We start from the raw sequence: 15,141 nt of genomic DNA, 5'->3' as shown, positions 1-15,141 counted from the left end.
ATGCGCCGCCCGACGGCCCGCGCTTCGGGCCGCCGGACGGGCGTCGTTTCATCGCCTGACAATCAGAAATAGATCCGCGACAGGCTCTCGGCCACGCAGGCCGGTTTTTTGCCGCCGTCGATCTCGATGGTCACTTCGTTGGTGATCTGCAAGCCGCCGGCCACCTCCTCGACGCCGATCAATTTGGTCGTCGCCCGCAGGCGCGAGCCCACCGGCACGGGGCTGACAAAGCGCACGCGGTTGAGGCCGTAGTTGAGGGCCATTTTCATGCCCTCGCAGTCGGCGGCGCGGCCCTCGCCCAGGCCGGTGAGAAAGGGGATCAGCGACAGGGTCAGAAAACCGTGGGCGATGGTGGCGCCCATGGGCGATTCGCGCCGGGCCCGCTCCGGGTCGACGTGAATCCATTGATAATCGCCGGTGGCCTCGGCGAACTTGTCGATGCGCTCTTGGGTGATCTCCAGCCAGGGGCCCACGTGGGTCACCTGGCCCAGTTTGGCCTGCTGGGCCTTCAGCGCCGCTTGCACGGACATGGCGTTCTCCCTCGGACCCTAGCGGCCCACGAACTGGGCCTTGCGTTTTTCCAAAAACGCCTTGGCCCCTTCCTTGAAGTCCTGGCTGCCCAAAAGAGTGGCCACGCCGGCGCCCTCGACGTTTTTCACGCCGTCGGCCACGGTGGTTTGCAAGCCGTTGTGGATGGCCTTGATGATCTCGCGCTGGGCCAGGGGCGCGCCGGCGGCCAGCTTTTGGGCCAGCTTGACCGCGTGGGCCACGGTCTCCTCGGCCGGGGCCAGGGCGCACACCAGACCCAGGGCCAGGGCCTGGTTGGCGCTGATGAAGTCGCCGGTGAGGATCAGCTCCATGGCCTTGGTCTTGCCGATGAGCCGGGGCAGGCGCTGGGTGCCGCCCCAGCCGGGCATGAAGCCCAGCTTGACCTCGGGCAGGCCGCAGATGGCCTTTTCGCTCATCACGCGCAGGTGGCAGCACAGGCACAGCTCCAGGCCGCCGCCAAAGGCCGCGCCCTGCATGGCGGCGATGACCACCTTGGGAAATGTCTCGATGCGCGAAAATATCTCATTGCCGTTGTATTTGGGCACGACGCCCGCTTGCAGCCCGGCGAACTCGCTGATGTCGGCCCCGGCCGAAAAGAGCTTGGGCCCCTGGCCGCAGAGTACGATCACCCGCACGGCCTCGTCGGCCTGGGCCTGGTCCAGCAGGGCGCTCAGGTCGCGCAGCACGCCCTGGCCCAGGGCGTTGGCCGGCGGGCTGTCGATGGTGGCCACCAGCACCGCGCCGTCCTGGGTCGCTTTGATTTTTTCAAATTCGTAGGCCATGGTTCAACCTCTCCTTATGACTAATATTTCATGCCCGGCAGGTTGAGCGAGCAGGTGTTGCCGCCGTCGACGGGCAGGGCCTGGCCGGTGATGTAGCTGGATTCGTCGCTGGCCAAAAAGAGCATGGCCGTGGCGATTTCCTCGGGCCGGCCATAGCGCCGCAACTCGCAGCGGCTGCCCAGTTTGGCCTCCTTGCCGGCCTGGCGGGCGTAGTCGAAGACGGGCTTGGTCATGCCGGTTTCGATCAGGCCCGGGCAGACGGCGTTGACCCGCACGTTGAACTGGCCCAGATCGCAGGCGGCGGTGCGCGTAAAGTTGATCAGGGCGGCCTTGCTGGCGCTGTAGGCGTTGCCGCCAGCCCCGGCCCGCACGCCGGCCACCGACGAGGTGTTGACGATGGCCCCGCCGCCCCGGGCGATCAGGTGCGGCGCGGCGTGCTTGCAGCCAAACATCGCCCCCAGCACGTTGACCGCGTAGACGCGCAGCCAGTCGGCCGGGTCTTCGGTCTCCAGGGTGGCCATCTTGCCGGTGATCCCGGCGTTATTGCAGATGAAATCCAGCTGGCCGAAACGCTTGGCCGCCTCGTCGATCAGGGCTCGCACCTGCTCTTCCTCGGCCACGTCCACCACCTGGCAAAACACTTCGCCGCCGGCCTCCTCGACCAGCCGCGTGGTTTGCTCCAGCTCGGCCTGGTTCATGTCGGCCAGGGCCAGCTTGGCCCCGTTTTGGGCAAAAAGCACCGCCGCCGCCCGGCCGATGCCGCTGGCCGCGCCGGTAATCACCCCTGCCTTGCCCCGCATTCTTCCGCTGTCCACGTTCTTCTCCCGCTGAAAAATCATGCGTCGACCCAAGAAAGCACTACGATAACATATAGTCATGCCGGCCACGCCGGAAATCACGCTCGCCCGGTCGGCGATCGGCCCTTCTACCAGGCCGTGGCTACAAAAATCGGCCAAACGACCCCATCCCTCGCCATCACGACCGGCGGCCGTCAAATATCGCCGCCCGTCGTCTGGCCTCTTGACCGAACCGCCGATTTTTGGTTGGATATTCGCATAGAGATTCTATAATATCGCCAGTAAAAATACAGCCAAAGTGTAATGGCGTGGGAGCGGACGCAGTGAAAGAAGTCGAACTGTTGATTAAATCAGCTTCGGATTCAGGACAGGCCGCATTATCCGAGTATGATTCAAAGAAGGTCTTGGCCGCCTACGGCGTTCCCGTCACCCGCGAGATCCTGGCCGGATCGGCCGACGAGGCCATCGCCGCCGCCCAGGTCCTGGGCGGGCCGGTGGCCCTGAAGGCCTGTTCGGCCAAACTCTTGCACAAGACCGAGCGTGGCGCGGTGCGCCTTGGCCTGCGCCAGCCCGCCGACATCGCCCGCGCCTTCGCTGAACTGATGGCCCTGGAGCCCGACCTGGACGGCGTGCTGGTGCAGGAGATGGTTTCGGGCGCGCGCGAACTGGTCATGGGCCTCAAGCGCGACGCCCAGTTCGGCCCCTGCGTGATGCTGGGCCTGGGCGGCGTGCTCACCGAGATCCTGGCCGACACGGCCTTTCGCGCCGCGCCCATCGACGCCATCGAGGCCCGCGACATGTGCGACCAACTGCGCGGCAAGGCCATGCTGGGCGCTTTTCGCGGCCAGGCCCCGGCCGACATGGACGCCCTTTGCGCGGCGTTGGTCGGCCTGGGCCGCATCGGCCTGGATCTGCCCGCCGTCAGCGAAATCGACGTCAACCCGTTGATCATCGACGCCAATGGCCGCCTGGCGGCCGTCGACGCCCTGGTGGTGCTGGGGAGGGCCTGAATCATGAGCGATCAAGCGGCGCAAAGCCAAATCCATCGCCTGGTCAACCCGCGCGGCGTGGCCTTTTTCGGCGCGTCCAACAACTTTGTCAGCATGGGCACCAACATGCTCAACTCCCTGCTGGTGATGGGCTTCGAGGGGCCGATCTACCCGGTGCACCGCAGCGAAAGCGTTGTCCTGGGCCACAAGGCCTATCGTAGCGTGCTCGATCTGCCCGAGGCGCCCGACCTGGCCGTCATCGTCCTGCCCACCAAGCTGGTGGCCGAGACCTTGGAGCAGTGCGGCCAAAAGGGCGTGCGTCAGGCCGTGATCTGCTCGGGCGGCTTTCGCGAGGTCGGCCCCGAGGGCGCGGCGCTGGAGCGCCAGTTGGTGGACACGGCCGAGAAATGGGGCATCCGTTTCGTGGGGCCCAACTGCCTGGGCGTGGTCAACACCCACCACAAGCTCAGCACCATGTTCCACAGCTACAACGGCCGTCCCGGCTTCGTGGGCATGGCCTCGCAGAGCGGCAGCTTCGTCACCCAGATGTTCGACTATCTAGAGCCGCTGGGCCTGGGCTTCAGCACCTGTTTCAGCGTGGGCAATTCGGCCAACGTGGATTTGGTCGACTGCCTGGAGCACCTGGGCGACGATCCCAACACCAAGGTCGTGGCCATGTACGTCGAGGCCCTGAGCCGGGGGCGGCGCTTCGTGGAGGTCTGCCGCCGGGTCAGCCAGAAAAAGCCGGTGGTGGCCTACTACGTGGGCGGCACCGAGACCGGCGGCAAGGCCGGCCTGAGCCATACCGGCTCGTTGGCCGGCCCCGACGCCCTTTACGACGGCGTTTTCCGCCAATGCGGGGTGGTGCGGGCCCAGTCCATCGAGGAGCTTTTTGATTTTTGCGCGGTGCTGGGCCAGTGCCCGCCGCCCCGGGGCGACCGGGTGGTGATCCAGACCCACTCGGGCGGGCCGGGCGCGGTCTGCGCCGACACCTGTGGCCGCGTCGGCCTGAAGCTGCCCGATCTGGCTCCCACGACGGTCCAGGCCTTGGCGCCGTACATACCAGTCACGGGAAACGTCAACAATCCCGTTGACTTGACCTTCAGCCGCAGCCCCATGGACTATCTGAAGTATATCCCCGAGATCCTGCTGGCCGACGAAAACACCGACGCCCTGCTGATGTATTTTCTCTTTGCCAAGGGCCGCATGATCAGCCAGCAGGTCAACGCCGGCCTGAGCCCGGAAGAGGCCCAGCGCGAGGTGGAAAACTCGTTCGTCGAGCAGAGCCAGGCCATCGTCGAGGCCGTGCGGCAAAGCGGCAAGCCCTTCGTGGGCTTCTCGTTCCGCATCCAGGACGAAGCCTTTGTCCAGATGGTGCGGCGCATGGGCCTGCCCATCATTTCCAGCCCGGAGCGGGCGGCCAGGGCCATGGCCGCCTTGGTGCGCCGGGAGCGGATGCGCAAGAAAATCGCGGCCAGCATCGCCGCTGAAACCGAAACCATGGCGGCCGCCAACTAGGTGGCCGGACACTCGCCCAACGGAGGAAAGACAAATGACCATTGATGACGTGAAAAACATCTGCGTCGTCGGCGCGGGCAACATGGGCCACCAGATCGCCACGCTCTGCGCCATCACCGGCTACAAAACCACCTGCACCGACGTCAAGCCCGAGATCCTGCAAAAGGCCGAGGCCTTTGTCGACAAATACTTGCCCGGCCGCGTGGCCAAGGGCAAGCTCACCGAGGAGCAGGCCAAACAGGCCCGGGCCAACCTCACCTTCACCAGCAGCCTGGAAGACGCCGCCAAGGACGCCGACTACGTCATCGAGGCGGTGATCGAGGTCGTCGATCTCAAGCGCCGCATCTTCGCCGACCTGGACCGCATCACGCCCAAGCACACCATCCTGGCCAGCAACAGCTCGGCCATCGTCAGCTCGCGCATTGCCGACGCCACCAGCCGGCCCGATAAAGTCGTCAACCTGCACTTCTTCAACCCGGCCCTGGTGATGAAGCTGGTGGAGGTGGTCCAAGGCCCCCACGTCTCCGACGAGACCACCAAGATCTCCATGGACCTGTGCCTCAAGCTGGACAAGGTGCCCGTGCACCTGAAAAAAGAGGTCAACGGCTTCCTGCTCAACCGCATTTTCTTCGCCATCACCAAAGAGGCCCAGTGGCTGTTGGAGATGGGCGTGGCCTCCTATGAGGACATCGACAAGGCTTGCGTCTACGGCGCGGGTCATCCCATGGGGCCCTTCCGCCTGCAAGACCTGACCGGCATCGACCTGGCCTACATCATGGGCATGGAAAACTTCCGCCGCACCGGCGACACCAGCGAACTGCCCCCGCCCAGCCTGTGCGAGCGCTACTTCCGCGGCGAATACGGCGAGAAGACCGGCAAGGGCTGGTACGACTACAGCAAAAAGAAATAGCGCCCAGGCGCGTTAACGCCGAAGGGGCCCCGACGGGCCCCTTCTTTTTATTTGCCGGCCAGGCTGGCGAACCATTGGGGCAACCAGCGCTCGTACCACGAGGCCAGGCCCAGGCCCTCGACAAAGCCCGAATGGCCGCCGTGGTCGTGGATGATCAGCTCGGTCTGGTCGTTGAAGGTCATGGCCCGGAAATCGTCCGCCGGGATGACCGGGTCGTCGGCGGCGGTGACGATGACCGTGGGCGCGGCCAGATCGCCCAGGGCCTCGCCCATCAGGGCGTAACCGCTGAAATAGGCGCTGGTCGAGGGATAGTCGGTGTATCGGGCCAGCATGGCCTCGGTCATGCCCATGACGGTTCGGCAGGCCAGCACCTCGGAGAAATCATAGACCTGGGGAAAGGCCTCCTGCTTAAGGCGCAGCGAACGCTTCCATTTTTTCAGAAAATACAAGCGCATGAGCGTTATTTTATCGATGAGCCTGGTCGAGACCTCGGGGTTGACGCCGGGGCTGATGGCCGCCACGCCGCGCAACCCGGGGATGGGCGACCGCCCGTGGCGCAGGCTCATGCGCAGGGCGAAGTTGCCGCCCATGGAAAAGCCGGCCAGAAACACCGGCCCGCCTTGGGCCAGGCCAGCCACCGCCCGCACGCCCTGGTGCGACTCCTCGATCAGCGTACCCAGAAACAGGCCCTGGTTGAGGCGATGACTTTCGCCGTGGTCACGCAGGTTTAGCCGAAACACGTCGTAGCCCTGGTCGTAGAGCGCGCGGCCCGTGCGCAGCATGTAGACCGAATCCTGGCAGCCTTCCCAGCCGTGCAGCAAGATGACCAGGCCCTTGGCCGAACGGCCTGGCTGGGGCGAATGATAACCCAGCAGGCGCACGCCGCCGCCGGCGTCGACGATCACCTCGCGGGCGCCGCGGTCCATGGCGTGGCCATTGCGCACGCGCAGGCGGCTGCTGGCCAGGATGGATTGGATCATCGGCCCGCGCAACAAAAGCGGGGCGGCGTAGGCATGGGCTGGGCTGTTCATGATCAAGGCCTTGTCGTTTTGTCGCGTCCAGAGAATCTGAACAGATGATGCCGCCGGCGTCCGGCTCCGTCAAGCAAAAGCGGCCTGGCCCGCGCCGGGCCGGTCAGTCGCGCAGCAGCACCTCGCGGGGCCGGCTGCCGTCGGAGGGGCCCACCACGCCGTCTTGCTCCATCTGCTCGATCATGCGCGCGGCCCGGTTGTAGCCCACGCGCAGCCGCCGCTGCACGAAGGAGATCGAGGCCTGGCCGCTCTGACGCACCAGGCGCACGGCGTCTTGGTACAGTTCGTCGACCACGTCGTCGTCGCCGTCGGCGGCCGCGTCTTCGTCGCCCTCGGCGGCGGCGACCACGCTTTCATCGTAGTTGGGCCGGCCCTGGTTTTTCCAGTGCTCGACCACGTCTTCTATCTCGCCATCGGAGACGAACGCGCCGTGGACGCGTTTGAGCCCCGGCGTGGAGGGGTGCAAAAAGAGCATGTCGCCGGCTCCCAGCAGGTGCTCGGCCCCCTGCTGGTCGAGGATGGTGCGGCTGTCGATGCGGCTGGAGACCTGGAAAGAGATGCGCGCCGGGAAGTTGGCCTTGATCAGGCCGGTGATCACGTCCACGCTGGGCCGCTGGGTGGCCAGCACCAAATGTATGCCCGAGGCCCGGGCCATCTGGGCCAGACGGGTGATCAGGCCCTCCACGTCCTTGGAGCTGACCATCATCAAGTCGGCCAGTTCGTCGATGATGATCAGCACGTGGGGCAGCGGGGTCAGGCGGGCCGGCCGCTCGGGGTCGGGGGCCAGGCCGCCCAGACGGCCGTCGGGCTCGGCGGCCAGGCCCTCGGCGCGCAGCTTGTCGTTGAACGAGCCGATGTTGCGCACGCCGTGGGCGGCCAGCAGGGTGTAGCGCCGCTCCATCTCGGCCACGGCCCAGCGCAGGCCGGCGGTGGCCTCCTTGGGGCTGGTGATGATCGGGTGCAGCAGATGGGGCACGTCGTTGTAGGTCGACAGCTCGATGCGCTTGGGGTCGACCATGATCAGGCGCACCTGGTCGGGCGTGGATTTGTAGAGGATCGACAGCACCAGCGAGTTGATGAACACGCTCTTGCCCGCGCCGGTGGCCCCGGCGATGAGCAGGTGGGGCATGCGGCAGAGATCCTCGATGACCGGCCGGCCCAGGATATCCTTGCCCAGGGCCACGGTGAGGGGGCTTTGGGCCTGGCGGTAGTGGTCGCTGTCGAGCAGCTCGCGCAGAAAAACCTTCTGCCGCTTGGCGCTGGGGATCTCGATGCCGATGGCCGCCTTGCCGGGGATGGGCGCGACGATGCGGATCGACTGGGCCCGCAGGTTCATGGCCAGGTCGTCGGCCAGGCCGGCGACCTTGCTGATCTTGACGCCGGGGGCCGGCTTGAACTCGAAGACCGTGACCACCGGCCCAGGGGCCACCTCGGCCACGTGGCCGGCCACGTGATAGTCGGCCAGCTTGGATTCGACCAGGCGCGATTTTTCCATGAGCTGGTCGTGATCGATCTGGGCGTGCTGTTCGCCGGGCAGGCGCAGCAGCTCAACCGACGGCAGCGCGAAGCGTTGGGCGGCGTTTTCGCTCCGGCAGGGCGCGGCCTCGGTGCTTGGTTTTGGCGGCTCAAGCGGCGCGGGGGCGACCACGCGGGGGCCGGCGGCCGGTGCGGCCGGCTTTTGCGGCCTTGGGCGCGGCGGCGCGGGTTCGAGCGCGGGCGCGTTGGCGGGTTCGAGCGCGGGCGCGTTGGCGGGCTCGACGGCTGGCGTGGGCGTTGGTTCTGGCGTTGGTTCGGGCCGCTTGTCGGGCGCGATAATTGGTTCTGGCCGCGGCGTGGTGCGGGGGGCCGCTTCGGGCTCGGACGTTGGCCGCCAAGCCAGGGCCTGGCCCAGCAGCGGCCAGGTCGCATGGCCGATCAGGGCCGCCCCGCCGGCCAAGGCCATCCCGCCGGCCGCCCAAGCGCCGCCAGCGCCCGCCAAGGCGGTCAGGCCGCTCGCCGCCGCCTGGCCGGCCAAGCCGCCCACGGCCAGGCTTTGGCCCTGGATGGCGATGGTCAAACCGCTCTGGCCCAGCAAGGCCCCGGCCCCGGCCAAGGCCCACAGCCCGCCGCAGCACAGCGGCAACATCGCCACTTGGCCGCGGCCTTTCCAAAAGAGCCAGCCGCCAAGGGGCAGGGCCAGCGCCGCTGGCCAGGCCAGCAGGCCAACGCCGCCATACAAGACGCCGGCAACCACCGCGCCCAGCGGGCCCAGCCAGTTGCGCGCCGCGCCCGCCTCGTCGGGCCGCCAGGGGTCGGCCGGATCATAGCCGGCCAGGGCCGTCAGCAACACGGCGGCCACGGCCAGCAGGGCCAGGGCCACGGCCAGCCGCAGCCACGACAGCGCGGCCTCGCGCCTGCCTTCAAGGGCCACGGATTTGCCAGCGCGTTTGGTCATGCAAATATTCCCCAATGATAATGAGCAAATATCATCTGGGGAACTTTAGGCCAGCACGGGTCCGCTGTCAACCGGCCACGAACCATGCGCCGGCCGGCAGGGGGTGCTCGGCCCTGGCCTGGGCTTGCAGTTCGATCACGGCCTGACGCACCTTTTCGGCCAACTCGTCGCGGTCGCCGGTCTTCAGGCCGTCGGTGGCCAGCGGCGCGCCAAAATAGACGTGGACCGGCCCCGGTGAGACAATGTAGCTCTTGGGCGGCATGGCCTCGAAACTGCGGTGGATAAAGACCGGAATCACCGGCCGGCCGCTCTTGATGGCCAGGGTGAAGGCGCCGGATTTGAAAGGCAACACCTCGCCGTCGCTGGTGCGGGTGCCTTCGGGGAAGATCACCACGCTGGCCCCGCCGGCGATGCGCGCGGCGGCCTCTTGCAGGCTGCGGATGGCTTCACGGCTGGAGGAGCGGTTGATGGGGATATAGCCCACCGCGCGCATGGCCGGGCCGAAGATGGGAAATCGGAAAAGCTCGACCTTGGCTATCCAACGGAAATTGGTGGGCAAAATGGCCTGGAGCACCGGGATGTCCACCGACGAGGAGTGGTTGCAGGCAAAGACGTAGTGCTCGCCCGGGGCCAGATTTTGCTGGCCATGGACCTTTGGCGGCACGCCGCAGAGCCACACCGTCAGCCGGGCCCAGAGGCGGCCGACGTGGGCGAGGAAGTTTTCGCCCAGGCCCAGGATGGAAAAAGCCAAAACCAGCGCGCTGAAAAACAGCAACAAGCCCACGCCCAGGCCCAGGGCCCAGATGGACCACAGAAACCGGGCCGCCTTGCGCCAATCCAACCAGGGCGAAGCCGCCACCGCAAGCCTCCTTGTCAGTGGCCGCGCCATGTGCTACAGTCATGCCTCCATATATATAGGCTTGGAGGCATTGCATGGCCCGCGGCGTCAACAAAGTGATCATTCTCGGCAACCTGGGCGCCGATCCCGAAATGAAGTATACCGCAAACGGCACGGCCGTCTGCAACCTGCGCATCGCCACCTCCGAGGCGTTCAAGGGCCAGGACGGCAACTGGCAGGAGCGCACCGAGTGGCACCGCGTGGTTGTCTACGGCAAAAGCGCGGAAAATTGCGGGCAATACCTCAGCAAGGGCCGCCAGGTTTATATTGAAGGCCGCCTGCAGACCCGCTCGTGGGACGACCAATCGGGTCAAAAACGCTGGATGACCGAGGTCGTCGCCCGCGAAGTGCAGTTCCTGGGCGGTGGCCAGCAGGGCGGCCAGGGTGGCGGTTATGGCGGCCAACAGGGCGGCCAGGGCGGTGGTTACGGCGGCGGCTATGGCCAACAGCAGGGCGGCCATCCCGACGACGGCTTCGGCGGGCCGCCACCCAGCGACGACGACATTCCGTTCTGAGGCCGCGCGGCCGGCGCTGGCGGCCAAAGCGGCTTGCATCGATTGCCTGATTTGCCCTTTCCCCACATGGCCGAGGTGACGCCTTGCCCGATCGTCTGGACAAGCTGGCGGTGATCTGGTCTTCGGCCGACGCCGAAGTGGCCCGTTCGGCCGCCTTCATGTACGCCCGCAACAGCCTGGTGCGCGGCTGGTGGCATCAGGTGCGCCTGATCGTCTGGGGCCCGTCGGCCAAGACCCTGGCCTTTGACGCCGACCTCCAACTCGAATTGACCGCCCTGGCCGACGCCGGCGTGGAGCTCTACGCCTGCAAGGCCTGCGCCGAATCCCACGGCGTGGGCGAACGCCTGGAGCGCATCGGCGTGCAGGTGATGTACATGGGCCAACCCCTCACCGACATGCTCAAACAGGGCTGGCGGGTGATCACCTTCTAGGCCGCTGTTGGCCGTGGCTAACGGGCGGACGGAGGCTAATCTTCATCTTCGGGGTGAAAGGCCGTGGTCTGCGAGCGGGCCAGCAGATAGACGCCCATGCAGGCGATGGCCTGCCAGCACAAGGCCACGATCATCGGCAGAAACAACCACGGCAGCACGAAAAGCGCCACCGCCGCGACGACGATCAGCGGCGCGGCCACCCGCCAGTGGCGACGCAAGAAGGCGGTGTTGCGCCGCCGGCGCTGACTTTTGGCCCGCTCGTAGGGGTCGATGATCTGGCTCATGGCCGCCTCTCGACGCGGCCCGGCGGCGGGAACAGGCCCGCGAAGTCGGTGGCCGCGCGCTGAAAGCTGTCGTCAAAGGCCCCGTGGGCCCGCCACTCATCGGCCCGGCCGGCCCATTGGCCGATCCGCTGGGCCAGCAAGGCCACGGCCCGGCAAAAGGGCGCGCGGGGGTCCAGATCGAGAGCCGGCAAGCCTTGGCCGGCGGCCTGGCGCACGGCTTCGTCCTCGGGCAAAAAGCCCAGCACCTCGATGGCAAGCCCCAAATCCTCGGCCGCCCATCGGGTCAGTTGACGGGCAAAGGCGAAGTCGTCGACCCGGCGCGCGCGGTTGAGCACCAGCTTTGGCCGCCAGCGGCCCACGGCCCGCCTGGCCCGTTCGCCTTGGCCGGGCACGGCCTTTTCGATGGCCGCCACCAATTCGTCGATCTTCATGGCCCCCGGCCCCCGGCCCCGCGTCTGAAAATCCCGCAATGCCGCGCGGGCCCCGGCGTTATCGCGAAAGATGCGGTCCAGGGCGCGAAACACGGCGTTTTTCAAAAAATTGAAGGCGTTCATCACCGCCGGCTGCTCGGGCAGCATCACCACCAGCGACAGGGGGCTGGTGAGGAAAAAATCCATCACCGTGATCGAGGCCCCCGCGCCCAGGTCGAGCAGGGTGAAATCGGCCGGCCAGGCCTTGATGGCGTGGAGGATCTTGCGTTTTTTCTGGAAACTGGGGTTGGCCGTGGCCACGATCATGGCGTCGCCGGGCAAAAAGAAAAAACGCGGCTCCAGGGCCGGGCGGACAAAATCGGCCACGGCGTGCCCCTTGGCGGTCAACAGCTCGCCCAGGCCGGGGCGGTCGTTGGCCAGGCCCAACACGGCGTGGAGGTCCGAGCCGCCCAAGTCGGCGTCGACGGCCAGCACGCGGCGCTCCAGGCGGGCCAGGGCCAGGCCAAGGTTGGCCACCAGGGCGCTTTTGCCGATGCCGCCCTTGCCGCCGCCCACCGGCAGGGTCACGGCGGCGTTTTTGGCCGACAACCGGGCGCTCATGGGGCCACGCCGCCGTGGGCCGCGGCCACGACTAGGCCTGCATGGCCCTGGCCGCCAACTCCAGCAACTGCTTGCGGGCCTTGGCGGCGTCGCCGGGCGGCGGGCCGATGAGGCCGGCCGGCAAGAGCCTGGCGAACCGAGCCCCTTCGCCGACCTCCTCGGCGACGATGATCAGGTCGTCGGGCGGCGGGCCGTCGAAGTCGACGACGCCGATGCGCCGGGCGACGATGATCCCGCTGTGGGGATTGCGCACATGGCGCAACTGGCCGTCCAGAAACACGCGGGCGTCCTCGGCCCGCTCCAGGGCCCCTTCGCCGGCGATGTCGCCGCCCAGCACCAGCGCGCCCCGGCTGCCGCGCAAAAAGCCGGGGCCTTCGAACACGCCGCCGCGCACGATCACGTCGCGACTGGTGATGCCGAAATCGGCCCCCACGAAGCGGCCGTCGGCCACCTTGGCCTCGCGGGCCTCGCTGAGCGCCCCGGCCCCGCTGAACACGCCGCCGCTGATCAACGCGCCCTGGGCCTCGCACAGGGCCCAATCACCGTTGAACGTCCCGCCCTCCACGCGCAATTCCTGCGCGCCGTAAAAGGCGTTCTTGCCGTTGAACTCACCGCCCTCCACGCGCGTCTTTTCGCTGGCGTAAAAGCAGAGGTTCTCTTGGAACACCCCGCCGTGCACCTCGGCCTCCTTGGCCCCGTAAAAGGCGTAGAGCCCAGTGAACTCACCGCCGCTGATCGTGGCCCGCACGCAGCCGCGAAAGGCGTATTGCTGGGGAAAGCGTCCGCTTTTGATCCTGGGCCGTTTCAGGCCCACTCCCGAGGGGTCTGGCGTTCCGAACATGCCTTTAAAACTCCTTGACCTCTGGTGGCGCTAGTCAGCAATACTCACATGATCGCGGCCGTGTCAAGCCATTCAATCGCGGTCGCCGAATTGCTTTAGCACCTTGCCGCCGTCCGGGGTCTGGGCGGCGCGCAGCAGCTCCATGTGACGCAGGGCAGCGATTTCGCGCTCCAATTCCTTGGCCGTCAGCCCGCTGAGGCGGCGCAGATCCTCGGGGGCCAGGGCCTTGTGCTGGCGCAGCAGGCCCATGATCTTTTCTTGGGCCGGGCTCAGAATCTGCTCCACCTGCCGGCTGCCCAGATAGACGGCCCAGGGGTCACAGACGCGGGTGGGGCTGAGGGCGTCCATGTAGCAGTCCTCGCAGAGGGTGCGGCCGGCAAATTCAAAGGCCTCGTCGGCGCCCAGGGGGGCGTGGCATTTCTGGCATTGCATGGCTTGCTCCCGTTGCTGTGCGTTATCAATTAATATAACAACTCGACGGCCAGGGGCAAATCGCGGAACGCACGCGGCCGGCCCTGGCCAAACGAGGCGTTTTCTTGCATAATCTGGTCATGGTCAACCGATTCACGCCCGGGGGAAGGTGCGCCTTGAGCCAATACGCCAACACGCCCCAAGACGCCACGGAGGCCTGGCGGCCGTCGGTGCTGGTGCTCGACGACGAGTGGTCGACCTTGGAGGTCATCCGCGACTCGCTGGCCAAGCACTTCGCGGTGGAGGTGGCCTCGCGGGCCGACGAGGCCCTGCGCCTGATGGAGCAAAAGCCCTTCGACGTGGTGCTCACCGACGTGCGCATGCCAGACATGGATGGCCTCAGCGTCGTCGGCCAGATGAAGGCCCGCCACCCCGGCGCGCAATATATCCTTATGACGGCCTTTTCCGACATCGAGGACACCATCCGGGCCATCCGCCTGGGCGTGGCCGACTATCTGCGCAAGCCCTTCACCATCGGCGAGGTGCGCCACGCCCTCAACCGCTGCCTGGAGCAACGCCGCCTGCGCCGCCAAAACGGCCCGCCCCGCGACCAAGGCCCCGCGGCAAGCGCCCGCCTGACCGCCCTCGACCCCAAGATGCGCCAGCTCTGCGCCCTGGCCGACACCGTGGCCCCCACCGACGTGACCGTACTCATCGGCGGCGAGACCGGCACCGGCAAGAGCCTGTTGGCCCGGGCCATCCATCAGGCCAGCCCTCGTCGCGAAAGGCCCTACGTCGAGATCAACTGCGCGGCCATCCCCGAGGCGCTGATCGAAAGCGAGCTGTTCGGCCACGAGCGGGGCTCGTTCACCGGCGCTATCGCCCGCAAGATCGGCCGGGTGGAGGCGGCCGACGGCGGCACGCTATTTCTGGACGAAGTCGGCGAGATGTCGCTGGACATGCAGGCCAAGCTGCTGCGTTTCTTGCAAGAGTTCACCTTCGAGCGGGTGGGCGGGGCCAAAAAGCAAAGCGCCGACGTGCGGGTCATCGCCGCCACCAACCGCAACCTGCGCGAGGCCGTGGCCTCCGGGGTTTTCCGCGAGGACTTGTTCTACCGCCTGCACGTCATCGAACTGGTCATCCCCCCCCTGCGAGATCGGCCCCTGGACCAGGCGCCGCTGGCCGAGGCCTTTTTGCGTCGTTTCGCCGAAAAATACGGCCGGGCCGACTGCCGCTTCGGGCCGCAAGTCTCGCGGCAGATCGCGGCCCACCACTGGCCGGGCAACGTGCGCGAGTTGGAGCACGCCGTGGAGCGGGCGGTGATCCTGGCTCGTGGGTCCGAGATCGCCCGCCTGGAGCTGGAGCACGCCGGGCAACGGGCGGAAGCGTCGAGAGCCGACGCCGCGCCCGAGGCCGTGGCCGCCCCGCCCGCCGAGATCGGCCCCCTGCTCGACGGCCGCGACCTGGGCCAGTTCATCGATGATTGCCAGCGACAATACCTGGCCGGCCTGCTGGCCAAGCACAACGGCCGCATCGGGCTGGTGGCCAAGGCCGCCGGCGTCAACCCCAAGACGCTCTACCTGAAGATGACCCGCCTGGGCCTGCGCAAGGAAGACTATCGCGGCGAACGCGCCTCGGACAAAAGCCCTCGCGGCGATGGCCCGTTCGTGGCATAATTCCTAAGCCCACGCACGCGTTAACCCCGGCCCGCGGCCCCGCC

Annotated in this window: 16 protein-coding genes; 6 read left to right on the top strand and 10 right to left on the bottom strand. The window is 67.1% G+C overall.

Annotation, left to right across the window (positions count from 1 at the left end; all coding sequences use genetic code 11):
* Window positions 1-62: 62 nt before the first annotated feature.
* The 3 genes from DEBA_RS05565 to DEBA_RS05555 are packed head-to-tail and all read right to left on the bottom strand — an operon-like array spanning window position 63 to window position 2,131.
* Window positions 63-530: a MaoC family dehydratase gene (locus tag DEBA_RS05565; RefSeq protein WP_013257937.1), complete on the bottom strand. Its 468-nt coding sequence runs from the start codon at window positions 528-530 to the stop codon at window positions 63-65.
* A gap of 18 nt (window positions 531-548) precedes the next feature.
* Complete coding sequence (locus DEBA_RS05560; protein ID WP_013257936.1) at window positions 549-1,331, bottom strand: enoyl-CoA hydratase-related protein; 783 nt, start codon at window positions 1,329-1,331, stop codon at window positions 549-551.
* A gap of 20 nt (window positions 1,332-1,351) precedes the next feature.
* Window positions 1,352-2,131, bottom strand: coding sequence for an SDR family NAD(P)-dependent oxidoreductase (locus DEBA_RS05555; protein WP_013257935.1), 780 nt, complete (start codon window positions 2,129-2,131; stop codon window positions 1,352-1,354).
* A gap of 320 nt (window positions 2,132-2,451) precedes the next feature.
* Here DEBA_RS05555 and DEBA_RS05550 point away from each other — a divergent pair, with 320 nt between their 5' ends.
* From DEBA_RS05550 to DEBA_RS05540, 3 genes are read left to right on the top strand one after another with little or no spacing between them, the layout of a single operon-like run.
* Window positions 2,452-3,138: an acetate--CoA ligase family protein gene (locus tag DEBA_RS05550; protein ID WP_013257934.1), complete on the top strand. Its 687-nt coding sequence runs from the start codon at window positions 2,452-2,454 to the stop codon at window positions 3,136-3,138.
* A gap of 3 nt (window positions 3,139-3,141) precedes the next feature.
* Window positions 3,142-4,635: an acetate--CoA ligase family protein gene (locus DEBA_RS05545; RefSeq protein WP_013257933.1), complete on the top strand. Its 1,494-nt coding sequence runs from the start codon at window positions 3,142-3,144 to the stop codon at window positions 4,633-4,635.
* Window positions 4,636-4,669: 34 nt separating this feature from the next.
* Window positions 4,670-5,545 (top strand): 3-hydroxyacyl-CoA dehydrogenase family protein, encoded by an 876-nt coding sequence (locus tag DEBA_RS05540; protein WP_013257932.1) that lies wholly within the window; start codon window positions 4,670-4,672, stop codon window positions 5,543-5,545.
* Window positions 5,546-5,592: 47 nt separating this feature from the next.
* On the opposite strand, the gene DEBA_RS05535 is transcribed toward DEBA_RS05540, so the two are convergent.
* The 3 genes from DEBA_RS05535 to DEBA_RS05525 form a co-directional block, all read right to left on the bottom strand.
* Window positions 5,593-6,576, bottom strand: a complete 984-nt coding sequence (locus DEBA_RS05535) for a YheT family hydrolase (protein ID WP_013257931.1) — start codon at window positions 6,574-6,576, stop codon at window positions 5,593-5,595.
* A gap of 103 nt (window positions 6,577-6,679) precedes the next feature.
* Window positions 6,680-9,010 (bottom strand): DNA translocase FtsK, encoded by a 2,331-nt coding sequence (locus DEBA_RS05530; RefSeq protein WP_013257930.1) that lies wholly within the window; start codon window positions 9,008-9,010, stop codon window positions 6,680-6,682.
* A 67-nt stretch (window positions 9,011-9,077) separates the two neighbouring features.
* Window positions 9,078-9,869 carry a lysophospholipid acyltransferase family protein gene (locus DEBA_RS05525; RefSeq protein ID WP_013257929.1) on the bottom strand — a complete coding sequence of 264 codons (792 nt, stop codon included), beginning with the start codon at window positions 9,867-9,869 and terminating at the stop codon, window positions 9,078-9,080.
* 74 nt (window positions 9,870-9,943) lie between these two features.
* Here DEBA_RS05525 and DEBA_RS05520 point away from each other — a divergent pair, with 74 nt between their 5' ends.
* The gene (locus tag DEBA_RS05520; RefSeq protein ID WP_013257928.1) at window positions 9,944-10,423 is read left to right on the top strand and encodes a single-stranded DNA-binding protein; all 480 of its coding nucleotides are present in this window, start codon (window positions 9,944-9,946) and stop codon (window positions 10,421-10,423) included.
* Window positions 10,424-10,506: 83 nt separating this feature from the next.
* Entirely contained in the window at window positions 10,507-10,854 is a 348-nt protein-coding gene (locus DEBA_RS05515) for a DsrE family protein (protein ID WP_013257927.1), read from the top strand.
* A 35-nt stretch (window positions 10,855-10,889) separates the two neighbouring features.
* On the opposite strand, the gene DEBA_RS05510 is transcribed toward DEBA_RS05515, so the two are convergent.
* The 4 genes from DEBA_RS05510 to DEBA_RS16850 all read right to left on the bottom strand — a co-directional run bounded on the left by DEBA_RS05510 (window position 10,890) and on the right by DEBA_RS16850 (window position 13,442).
* A complete protein-coding gene (locus DEBA_RS05510; RefSeq protein WP_013257926.1) occupies window positions 10,890-11,138 on the bottom strand; it encodes a hypothetical protein in 249 nt (82 codons plus the stop codon).
* Entirely contained in the window at window positions 11,135-12,169 is a 1,035-nt protein-coding gene (locus DEBA_RS05505; RefSeq protein ID WP_013257925.1) for a MinD/ParA family ATP-binding protein, read from the bottom strand. The genes DEBA_RS05510 and DEBA_RS05505 overlap by 4 nt, the downstream gene beginning before the upstream one ends.
* Window positions 12,170-12,200: 31 nt before the next feature.
* Entirely contained in the window at window positions 12,201-13,010 is an 810-nt protein-coding gene (locus tag DEBA_RS05500; RefSeq protein ID WP_013257924.1) for a hypothetical protein, read from the bottom strand.
* Between the two features lie 72 nt (window positions 13,011-13,082).
* Entirely contained in the window at window positions 13,083-13,442 is a 360-nt protein-coding gene (locus tag DEBA_RS16850) for an LIM domain-containing protein (RefSeq protein WP_013257923.1), read from the bottom strand.
* A gap of 155 nt (window positions 13,443-13,597) precedes the next feature.
* On the opposite strand from DEBA_RS16850, the gene DEBA_RS05490 reads away from it, so the two are divergent.
* Complete coding sequence (locus tag DEBA_RS05490) at window positions 13,598-15,097, top strand: sigma-54-dependent transcriptional regulator (protein ID WP_050762250.1); 1,500 nt, start codon at window positions 13,598-13,600, stop codon at window positions 15,095-15,097.
* Window positions 15,098-15,141 lie beyond the last annotated feature (44 nt).

Source organism: Desulfarculus baarsii DSM 2075, assembly GCF_000143965.1.
In the GTDB taxonomy this organism is placed as follows: domain Bacteria; phylum Desulfobacterota; class Desulfarculia; order Desulfarculales; family Desulfarculaceae; genus Desulfarculus; species Desulfarculus baarsii.
This window is presented reverse-complemented; position numbering and strand designations above follow the sequence as displayed.

Excerpts from the sequence above, each read along its gene's own strand:
- DEBA_RS05560 (WP_013257936.1), bottom strand. The coding sequence starts at position 1,331 with ATGGCCTACGAATTTGAAAAAATCAAAGCGACCCAGGACGGCGCGGTG.
- DEBA_RS05530 (WP_013257930.1), bottom strand. The coding sequence starts at position 9,010 with ATGACCAAACGCGCTGGCAAATCCGTGGCCCTTGAAGGCAGGCGCGAG.
- DEBA_RS05520 (WP_013257928.1), top strand. The coding sequence starts at position 9,944 with ATGGCCCGCGGCGTCAACAAAGTGATCATTCTCGGCAACCTGGGCGCC.
- DEBA_RS05535 (WP_013257931.1), bottom strand. The coding sequence starts at position 6,576 with ATGAACAGCCCAGCCCATGCCTACGCCGCCCCGCTTTTGTTGCGCGGG.
- DEBA_RS05555 (WP_013257935.1), bottom strand. The coding sequence starts at position 2,131 with ATGCGGGGCAAGGCAGGGGTGATTACCGGCGCGGCCAGCGGCATCGGC.
- DEBA_RS05565 (WP_013257937.1), bottom strand. The coding sequence starts at position 530 with ATGTCCGTGCAAGCGGCGCTGAAGGCCCAGCAGGCCAAACTGGGCCAG.
- DEBA_RS05510 (WP_013257926.1), bottom strand. The coding sequence starts at position 11,138 with ATGAGCCAGATCATCGACCCCTACGAGCGGGCCAAAAGTCAGCGCCGG.
- DEBA_RS05540 (WP_013257932.1), top strand. The coding sequence starts at position 4,670 with ATGACCATTGATGACGTGAAAAACATCTGCGTCGTCGGCGCGGGCAAC.
- DEBA_RS05500 (WP_013257924.1), bottom strand. The coding sequence starts at position 13,010 with ATGTTCGGAACGCCAGACCCCTCGGGAGTGGGCCTGAAACGGCCCAGG.
- DEBA_RS05545 (WP_013257933.1), top strand. The coding sequence starts at position 3,142 with ATGAGCGATCAAGCGGCGCAAAGCCAAATCCATCGCCTGGTCAACCCG.
- DEBA_RS05505 (WP_013257925.1), bottom strand. The coding sequence starts at position 12,169 with ATGAGCGCCCGGTTGTCGGCCAAAAACGCCGCCGTGACCCTGCCGGTG.
- DEBA_RS16850 (WP_013257923.1), bottom strand. The coding sequence starts at position 13,442 with ATGCAATGCCAGAAATGCCACGCCCCCCTGGGCGCCGACGAGGCCTTT.